Genomic DNA, 10,408 nt, shown 5'->3' with positions numbered 1-10,408 from the left:
GGCGGTGGTGTTCACCGGTCAGGGGTCCCAGCGGGTCGGTATGGGCCGGGAGTTGTACGAGGCGTTCCCGGTGTTCGCCGCGTCCTTCGACGAGGCGTGTGCGGCACTGGATCTCCCGCTGCACGAGGTCCTGGACGACCGGGAGCGGCTGGACCTGACCGGCTGGGCGCAGCCGGCGATCTTCGCGGTCGAGGTGGCGCTGCTCGCCCTCGTCCGCTCGTGGGGCGTGACCCCGGACGTCGTGGCGGGTCACTCGGTCGGTGAGATCGCCGCCGCCCACGCCGCCGGGGTCCTCACCCTGGCCGACGCGGCGAAGCTCGTCGCCGCCCGGGGCCGGCTGATGCAGGCGCTGCCGGCCGGTGGCGCGATGCTGGCCGTCGGGGCCTCGGAGGCCGAGGTGCGCGAGGCGTTCCCCGACATCGACGTCGCCGTGGTCAACGGACCGGACGCCGTGGTCGTGTCCGGTGCGGAGGGCGACATCGCGCGGATCGCCGAACTGGCTTCGGACCGCGGCTGGAAGACGTCCCGGCTGCGGACCAGCCACGCGTTCCACTCCCGCCTGATGGAGCCGATGCTCGACGAGTTCCGCGCGGTCGTGGGGGCCCTGACGTTCGCCGAGCCGACCCTCGCCGCCGTGTCGACGGTGACCGGCGCCGCCGTGACGCCGGGGGAGTGGACCGACCCGGAGTACTGGGTGCGGCAGGTCCGCGAGCCGGTCCGGTTCGCCGACGCCGTCACCGCTCTCGACGCCGGCCGTGTGCTCGAACTGGGTCCGGACGGCGTCCTCACCGCGCTGATCGGCGAGGCGGGCGGCCCGGACACGGTCGCCGTCGCCGCGCTGCGCCGCGACCGGGACGAGGTCACGGCGCTGCTCACCGCCGTGGCCGAGCTGTTCGTCCATGGGCAGCGCGTCGAGTGGCGGGCGCTGCTCGGCGACGGCGCCCGGGCCGACCTGCCCACCTACCCGTTCCGGCACCAGAGGTTCTGGCTGGATCCGACACCGCCGACCGGCGACGTGACCGCGGCCGGTCTTGACGCCCCGGACCACCCGCTGCTCGCGGCCTCGGCCGAACTCCCGGACTCCGGAGCGCTGTTGTTCACCGGCACCCTTGCCTCCGGAACCCGGCCCTGGCTCGCCGACCACCGGGTGCACGGCACGTCCGTGCTGCCGGGCACCGCACTGGTCGAACTGGCTCTGGCGGCGGGCGTCCGGGCCGGAACCCCGGTGGTGGACGAGTTGGTCCTGCGGGATCCGCTGACGCTGCCCGACGGGGTGACCGTCCGGCTGCGCGTCCTAGTCGCCGCGCCCGACGACGCCGGACGGCGCGCGTTGAGCGTCTACTCCTGCCCCGACGACGAGTCCACGGCCTGGACCGTGCACGCCACCGGGTTGCTCACCGCCGAGGCCGAGGCCGAGGCCGGGTCAGGGTCCGTCGACGACGGCGCGGATCTGGTCGTGTGGCCGCCGGCGGGTGCGGAGGAGGTCGAACTGGACGGCCTCTACGAGGCGTTCGCGGACGCGGGCCTGGGCTACGGTCCTTCGTTCCGGGGCCTGCGGCGGGCCTGGCGTCGCGGCGGGACGGTGTTCGCCGAGGTCACGACCGGCGAGTCGGTCGACGGGTTCGGCGTGCACCCGGCGCTGTTCGACGCGGCGTTGCACGCGATCGGTGTCGGCGGGCTGATCACCGCCGACGGGGCCCACCTGCCCTTCACCTTCTCCGGTGTCCGGTGGGAACGGCCCGCGGGCGCCGCGCTGCGGGTGCGGCTGGAGGCCGGTGCCACCGCGGGTGCGGTGCGGATCGCCCTGGCCGACGCCTCCGGACTCCCGGTGGCCGTGGTCGACGGCCTGGTCCTGCGTCCCGTGGCGGCCGGTCGGCCGACGAGTTCCGCGAACCGGTTCTTGTTCGGCCCGGGTTGGGTGGTGCAGGAGGTGTCCGCCTCGGCGGACGCCCAGGTGGTCGTGGACCTGGGCGATCCGCTGCCCGTCCCGGCTGCCCCCGTGCTGGTCGTGGACGCGACGGCACCGGGCGCCGCACTCGACCGGGCCGGCGCGCTGCTCTCCCTGCTCCAGGGGTGGCTGGCCGATCCCGCGTGGGCCGAGTCCCGCCTGGTGGTGCGGACGTTCGGCGCGGCCGGGGACACCGTCACCGATGCGGACGGTGCCGCGCTCTGGGGCCTCGTACGGTCGGCGCAGTCGGAGCACCCGGACCGGATCCATCTGCTGGACGCGGACGCGGACGCGAACGCGAACGCGCTGTACCCGGTGCCGCAGGCAGTGGTGCGGGACGGCGTGGTGCGGGTTCCGCAGCTCGTGAGGCTCGACGGGGCGCGGGCGGCGGATTCCGCCGCCGGGCCCGTGGAGTTCGGTGACGGCGTCGTGGTGGTGACGGGTGCGACCGGCACCCTGGGACGGCTGGTCGTCCGGCACCTGGTCGAGGCCCACGGTGTGCGGCGCCTGGTGCTGCTGTCCCGGTCGGGTGCGGGCGTGGAGGTCGACGGGGCGCAGGTGCGGGCGGTGGCCTGCGACGTGGCGGACGCGGAGGCCGTGGCCGAGGCGTTGCGGGACGAGCCGGTGTCGGCGGTGATCCACGCCGCCGGTGTGCTGGACGACGCACTGCTGACCGATCTGACGCCCGAGCGACTCGACACGGTGTTCCGGGTCAAGGTCGACGCGGCGCGCAACCTTGCCGCCGCGACGGAGGGCCGGGCACTGAGTGCGTTCGTCCTGTACTCCTCGGTGGCGGGTCTGTTCGGCAACGCGGGCCAGGCCAACTACGCCGCTGCGAACACGTTCCTGGATGCGTACGCGTCGGAGTTGCGGTCGCGGGGTGTGCCGGCGACGTCGCTCGCCTGGGGCCTGTGGGACGCGGGGATGGTTGAGACGCTCACCGACGCGGACCGGGACCGGATGCGGCGCGGCGGCGTCCTGCCGCTCACGGCGGAGCAGGGCCTTGCGGCCTTCGACGCCGCGCTCGGCACCGGCGAGCCGGTGGTCGCGCCTCTGGCGATCGACATCACCGCGCTGCGCAACGCTCCCGTCGTGCCGCCGATCCTGCACGGCCTCGCCCCGGCCCGGGCCGGGGCCCGGACCACGAACGGGTTCGGGCGACGGCTCGCGGCGCTGCCCCGGGCCGAACGCGACCACGCCGTGCTCGGCCTGGTCCGGACGCAGGTCGCCGAGGTGCTCGGGTTCTCCTCCGCCGACCAGGTCGGGGCCCGCCGTGCCTTCAACGAGCTGGGCTTCGACTCGCTCACCGCGGTCGAGCTGCGCAACCGCCTCGCCGCCGCGACCGGGCTGCGGCTGCCGTCCACGCTGGTCTTCGACTACCCGACGGTGGAGACCCTGGCGGGCTTCGTCTCCGGGGAACTCGCCGGCCGGGACGCCCCCACCGCGGTCGCCGCCGCGACGACCGACCCCGACGAGCCGATCGCGATCGTGGGGATGGCGTGCCGTTACCCCGGGGGCGTCGCCTCGCCGGAGGACCTGTGGGAGCTGGTCGCGGCCGGGCGGGACGGGATCGTGCCGTTCCCCGAGGACCGTGGCTGGGACGTCGAGAACCTGTACCACCCCGACCCCGATCACCCCGGTACCTCGTACACGCGGGAGGGTGGATTCCTTTACGGGGCCGCTGACTTCGATCCGGAGGTGTTCGGGATCTCGCCGCGTGAGGCGCTGGCGATGGACCCGCAGCACCGGCTGCTGCTGGAGACGTCGTGGGAGGCGTTCGAGCGGGCGGGGATCGATCCGCTGGGCCTGCGCGGTTCGCGGACCGGGGTGTTCGCGGGCGTGATGTACAACGACTACGGTCTGGTCCTCGACCGGTCCACCGACAACGCCGAGGGCTTCCTCGGCACGAGCGGCAGCGTCGCGTCGGGCCGGGTGTCGTACACCTTCGGTCTGGAGGGTCCGGCGGTCACGGTCGACACGGCGTGCTCCTCGTCGCTGGTGGCGCTGCACCTGGCGGTGCAGGCGTTGCGCAGTGGGGAGTGCGAGCTGGCGTTGGCGGGTGGCGTGACGGTGATGGCGACGCCGGGGACCTTCGTCGGGTTCTCGCGGCAGCGGGGTCTCGCGGCCGACGGCCGGTGCAAGTCCTTCGCCGAGGGCGCGGACGGCACCGGCTGGGGCGAGGGTGTCGGCATGCTGCTCGTGGAGCGGCTGGCCGATGCCGAGCGTCTGGGTCACCCGGTCCTGGCGGTGGTGCGGGGCAGTGCGGTGAACCAGGACGGTGCGTCGAACGGTCTGACCGCGCCGAACGGTCCGTCGCAGCAGCGGGTGATCCGCCAGGCGTTGGAGTCGGCGGGTCTGTCGGCGCAGGACGTGGACGCGGTGGAGGCGCACGGGACGGGCACCGCGCTCGGTGACCCGATCGAGGCCCAGGCGCTCCTCGCCACCTACGGCCAGGGTCGTAACGGCGTTCCGCTGTGGCTGGGTTCGGTGAAGTCGAACCTCGGGCACACGCAGGCGGCGGCGGGTGTCGCGGGCATCATCAAGATGGTGCAGTCGATGCGCCACGGCGTGCTGCCCGGCACGCTGCACGTGGACGAGCCGTCCTCGCAGGTGGACTGGTCCGCCGGTGCGGTGGAGTTGCTGACCGAGGCCCGTGACTGGCCCGTGACCGACCGGCCGCGCCGGGCCGGGGTGTCCTCGTTCGGCATCAGCGGCACCAACGCCCACGTCATCCTCGAAGCCCCGTCGGGCGCACCGGCTTCCGCGACCGCGTCGGACGAGGCACCGCTCCCGGCGCTTCCGGTCACTCCGGTCGTGCTCGCGGCGGCCGACGAGGACGCCGTGCGCGTGCTGGCGGGTCGGATCGCCGAGCACCGTGAGCTCCCGCTCGACCGGCTCGCGGCGGGCCTGGCGGGCCGGGCCGCGCTGCCGCAGCGCGCGGTGCTCCTCGCCGAGGACCGCTCCGCGCTGGAGGATTCCCTGAGCGCGTTCACCGACCGGGCCGTCACCGACCGGGCCGTCATCGACCGGATCGTCACCGGGACGGCGGTCGAGGGCCGGCTGGCGGTGGTGTTCACCGGCCAGGGGTCGCAGCGGGTCGGCATGGGCCGGGAGTTGTACGACACCTTCCCGGCGTTCGCGACCGCCCACGACGAGGCGTGCGAAATGCTGGGGCTCACGCTGCACGGGCTGGATGCGGAGTCGCTGGACCGGACGGGTTCGGCGCAGCCGGCGATCTTCGCGGTCGAGGTGGCGTTGCTGGCGCTCGTGCGCTCCTGGGGGGTGACCCCGGATGTGGTCGCCGGTCACTCGGTGGGTGAGATCACGGCCGCGTACGCCGCCGGGGTCCTCACCCTGGCGGATGCGGCGAAGCTGGTGGCCGCCCGGGGCCGGTTGATGCAGGCGCTGCCGGCCGGCGGCGCGATGCTGGCGGTCGGGGCGTCCGAGGCCGAGGTGCGGGAGGCGTTCCCGGACATCGACCTCGCGGCGGTCAACGGGCCGGCCGCGGTGGTCGTGTCGGGGACCGAGGACGACATCGTGGCGATCACCGAGCTGGTGACCGAGCGGGGCTGGAAGACCAACCGCCTGCGGACGAGTCACGCGTTCCACTCCCGGCTGATGGAGCCGATGCTGGCGGACTTCCGGGCCGTCGTGAGCGGCCTGGCCTTCCAGGACCCGGTGCTCCCCGCCGTCTCGACGGTGACCGGCACTCCGGTGACGCCCGGTCAGTGGTCGGACCCGGAGTACTGGGTCGACCAGGTCCGGCGCCCGGTCCGTTTCGCCGAGGCCGTCACCGCCCTCGATGCCCGTCGGGTGCTGGAACTCGGCCCGGACGGCGTCCTCACCGGGCTGATCGGCCACGTCGATCCCGAGCTCACCGCGGTCACCGCGTTGCGCCGGGACCGGTCCGAGCCGCACACGCTGCTCCGGGCGGTCGCCGAGCTGTTCGTCCACGGCCAGCCCGTCGACTGGAGCGCGCTGGTCGGGCGCCGGGCCGACGCGGACCTGCCGACCTACCCGTTCCGGCACCGGCGGTTCTGGCCGCGGCCCCGGACCGGTGTCGACGGGGACGTCACCGGGCTCGGCCTGACCGGGACCGGCCACCCGATCCTCGGTGCGGCGGCGGAGGTCCCGGGTTCCGGGCTGGTGCTGTTCACCGGTTCGCTGTCCGGGGCGACCCACCCGTGGGCGGTCGACCACACGGTTCACGGCCGCACGGTCGTGCCGGGTGCCGCGCTGTTCGAGATGGTCCTGGCGGCGGGCTCCCGGGTGGGGGCCCCGGTGCTGGAGGAACTGCTGCTGAAGGCTCCGCTCGTCCTGCCGGGCCGCGAGACCGTCCAGGTCCGGGTCACGGTCGGGGCGCCGGACGACGAGGCCGGTCGGCCGGTGACCGTCCACTCGCGGACCGGGGCCGAGGCGCCCTGGACCGAGCACGCCACGGGCCTGCTGTCGGAGCGGACCGGCGGCGACCCGGCCGCCGTCACGGTGCCGGCCGGGGCCGAGGAGATCGACCTCGCGGGCTTCTATCCGGCGATGGAGGCTGCGGGCCTGGGCTACGGGCCGGCGTTCCAGGGCCTGCGCAGGGCCTGGAAGTCCGGGGACGAGGTCTTCGCCGAGGTCGAGGTCGCGGAGCCGCCCGCCGGCTTCGCGCTGCACCCGGCCCTGCTGGACAGCGCGTTGCACGCGGTTGCCGCCGGCGGTCTGGTCACCGGGACGGACGTCCACCTGCCCTTCGCGGTGTCCGGTGTCCGGCTGGTGTCCGGCGGCGCGACCGCGCTGCTGGTCCGGCTGACCCCGGACGGGCCCGGCGGTGTGCGCCTGGTGATCGCGGACGGTGCCGGGCTGCCGGTGGCCGAGATCGAGCGGCTCGCGCTGCGGCCGGTCGGTGCGGCCCCGGCGGCCGACACGGCCGGGCTCTACACGGTGGAGTGGCAGCCTTCGCCCGTGGCGGTCGGCGGCGGGGACACCGCAGGCTGGGTCGGCCTGCCGCTCGGCGAGCCGATGCCCGCCCTGCCCGGTGCCCCGGTCGTCCTGCTCGACGCCACGGCCTCGCCCGAGGCCGGTCCGGCCGAGGTGCGGCGGGCACTCGAAACCGCCCTGGGCACGCTCCAGGCGTGGCTCGCCGACCCGGCCGGTGCCGGTCACCTGGTGGTGCTGACCTCGGGTGCGGTGGCCACGGGCCCGGCCGACCCGGTGACGGGGCTGGCACATTCCGCGCTCTGGGGTCTGGTCCGCGTCGCCCAGACGGAGAACCCCGGCCGGATCACCCTGATCGACACCGACACCGACACCGACACCGCCACCGCCACCGCCGGTGCCACCGACGGCCGCGCGCTCGTCGCGGGCATCGTCGAGGCGGGGCTCGCGCAGGCGGCGGTCCGCTCCGGCGCGGTGCTGGTCCCGCGCCTGGTCGCGGCGCAGCCTCCTGCGGCCGTGACCGGCGGCCCGGCCGGCGGCGCGCCGGTCGCGTCCGCCCTCGGTGACGGGACGGTCGTGCTCACCGGCGCCACCGGGGCGCTCGGCGCGGCCCTGGCCCGTCACCTGGTCGCCGCCCACGGGGTCAAGGACCTGCTGCTGGTCAGCCGGCGCGGCCCCGACGCGCCCGGGGCCGAGGCCCTGGTCGACGAACTGGCCGGCGCCGGGGCGGCGGTGCGGCTCGCGGCCTGCGACCTGGCCGACCCGGACGCCGTCCGGCGTCTGCTCGGTCCCGTCGAGGTCGGCGCCGTGGTGCACGCCGCCGGCGTCACGGACGACGCGGTGCTCACCCGGTTGACGCCCGACCGGCTCGCGGCCGTCCTGGCGGCCAAGGTGGACGCGGCGGTCAACCTGCGCGCGGCCACCGCCGGCCGGCCGCTCGCGGCGTTCGTGCTGTTCTCCTCCGTCGCCGGCGTTCTCGGCAACGCCGGCCAGGCCAACTACGCCGCGGCCAACACCTTCCTGGACGCCTACGCCGCCCGTCTGCGGTCCGAGGGGGTTCCCGCCACCTCGCTGGCGTGGGGGCTGTGGGAGACCGGTCTCGGCGCCGCCCTGACGGACGGTCTCCGCGACCGGCTCCGGGGCGGCGGGATCGTGCCGCTGCCCACCGGGGACGCGCTCGCCCTGTTCGACGCCGCCCTCCGCGCGGACGTCGCCCTGGTCGCCCCGGTCGGGCTCGACCTGGCCGCGCTCCGGCCGGCGGCCGCGGCCGGACGGCTCCCGGAGCTGTTCGCCGGTCTGGTACCGGCGCCGGCCCGGCCGGGGGTCCGCGCGGAGGCCCGGCCTGCCGTCGCCGCAGGCCGGGACCGCGCACTGACCGCGCAGCTGGCCCCGATGACCGCCGCCGAACGGACCCGCACGCTGCTCGGCCTGGTCCGTACCCACGCGGTCGCCGTGCTCGGCCACACGGGCCCGGCGGGGATCGGCGACGGCCGTGTCTTCGGCGAGCTGGGCTTCGACTCGCTCACCGCGGTCGAGTTCCGCAACCGTCTGGCCGCCGACACCGGTCTGCGGCTCGCGCCGACGCTGATCTTCGACCACCCGACGCCGCTGGCGCTGGCCGAGGCCCTCCGCGACCGGCTCGCCCCGGCGGCCGTCGAGGGTGACGCGGCGCTCCTGGCCGAGCTCGCCGTTCTGGAGGCGAGCCTGGCGGCGAGCAGCCCGAGCGAGGCGATCCGGACCGCCGTCGGGCTCCGGCTGCGGGCGATGCTCGCAGGCTGGGCGAGCACCGACGGGCCGGGCGACGGCCCGTCGGACACCGACACCAATGCGGACATCGCCGCCGCCGACGACGCCGAGCTGTTCAGCCTGCTCGACGACGAACTCGGCATCAACTGACCCTCCGCGCGGTCGGCGCGAACCGACCCTCCGCTTAATCGGCGCGAACTGACCCACAAGCAACTGGAGTTGGCGAGACATGGACACCGAAGCGAAGCTCCGCGACTACCTCAAGCGGGCGACCGCCGACCTTCGTCAGGCCCGTCGCGACCTCGTCGACGTCCAGGAGAAGGCCGCCGAACCGATCGCGATCATCGGCATGGCCTGCCGCTACCCCGGTGGGGTGCGCACGCCCGGTCAGCTCTGGGACCTGCTGGACGCCGGCCGCGACGCGATCACCGGCTTCCCCCAGGACCGGGGCTGGGCGGTGGAGGAGGGCGACTTCGCCCAGGAGGGCGGATTCCTCGACGAGGCGGGCGCGTTCGACCCCGCCGTCTTCGGCATCTCCCCGCGCGAGGCCCTGGCGATGGACCCGCAGCAGCGGCTGCTGCTGGAGTGCGCGTGGGAGACCTTCGAGCGCGCCGGGCTGGACCCGCTCGGCGTCAAGGGTTCCCGCACCGGCGTGTTCGCCGGCGTGATGTACCACGACTACGCCGCCCAGCTCACCACGCTGCCGGACGGCGTCGAGGGCTACCTGGCCACCGGCACCTCCGGGAGCATCATCTCCGGCCGCGTCGCCTACACCTTCGGGCTGGAGGGTCCTGCCCTCACCATCGACACGGCCTGCTCGTCGTCGCTGGTCGCGCTGCACCTGGCGGTGCAGTCGCTGCGCCGGGGCGAGTGCGCGATGGCGCTGGCGGGCGGTGTCACCGTGATGGCCGGTCCGAGCACGTTCGTCGAGTTCGCCCGGCAGGGCGGCCTGGCCGCCGACGGCCGCTGCAAGCCCTTCGCCGCCGCCGCCGACGGCACCGGCTGGGCCGAGGGTGCCGGTCTGCTGCTGGTCGAGCGGCTCTCGGACGCCCTGCGCCTGGGCCACCCGGTCCTCGCCGTGGTCCGGGGCAGCGCGGTCAACCAGGACGGTGCGTCCAACGGCCTGACCGCGCCGAACGGCCCCTCCCAGCAGCGGGTGGTCCTCGACGCGCTGGCCGACGCCCGGCTGACCCCGGCCCAGGTCGACGCGGTGGAGGCGCACGGCACGGGGACGCGCCTGGGCGACCCGATCGAGGCCCAGGCGCTGCTGGCGACGTACGGCCAGGACCGGGCCGAGGGCGCGCCGCTCCGGCTGGGCTCGCTGAAGTCGAACCTCGGCCACACCCAGGCGGCGGCGGGCGTCGGCGGCATCATCAAGATGGTCGAGGCCATGCGCCGCGGCGTGCTGCCGAAGACGCTGCACGTCGACGAGCCCTCCCCGCACATCGACTGGTCCTCGGGCGCGCTGGAGCTGCTCACCTCCGCGCAGCCCTGGCCGCAGGCCGGGGACACCCCCCGCCGGGCCGCGGTCTCCTCCTTCGGGTTCAGCGGCACCAACGCCCACGTCGTCCTCGAACAGGCGCCGGCCGAGGCCGTCGCACCGGCGGGCACCACGCCCGTCGTTCCGCTGCCGCTGGCGGGGGCCGACGAGGCGGGGCTGCGCGCCCAGGCCGCCGTGGTCCGCGACCACCTGGACACCGCAGGGGCCTCCCTGGCGGACGTCGGCGCGACGCTGGTGGGCCGGGCGGCGCTCCCGGTGCGGGCGGTGGCGTGGGACGCGGAGGGTCTGGAGGCGGT

2 protein-coding genes are annotated in these 10,408 nt (G+C 75.5%); both read left to right on the top strand.

From position 1 onward, the window contains the following. Positions 1-4: 4 nt before the first annotated feature. Positions 5-8,761, top strand: coding sequence for an SDR family NAD(P)-dependent oxidoreductase (locus ABZY91_RS40050; RefSeq protein ID WP_355408958.1), 8,757 nt, complete (start codon positions 5-7; stop codon positions 8,759-8,761). A 79-nt stretch (positions 8,762-8,840) separates the two neighbouring features. Then, positions 8,841-10,408, top strand: a 1,568-nt coding sequence (locus ABZY91_RS40045) for a beta-ketoacyl synthase N-terminal-like domain-containing protein (protein ID WP_355408956.1), incomplete at its 3' end; no start/stop codon positions are given.

This window comes from Kitasatospora sp. NPDC002965, assembly GCF_040611255.1.
In the GTDB taxonomy this organism is placed as follows: domain Bacteria; phylum Actinomycetota; class Actinomycetes; order Streptomycetales; family Streptomycetaceae; genus Kitasatospora.
The sequence above is the reverse complement of the archived record's forward strand: the minus strand, read 5'-3'. Positions and strand labels throughout refer to the sequence as shown.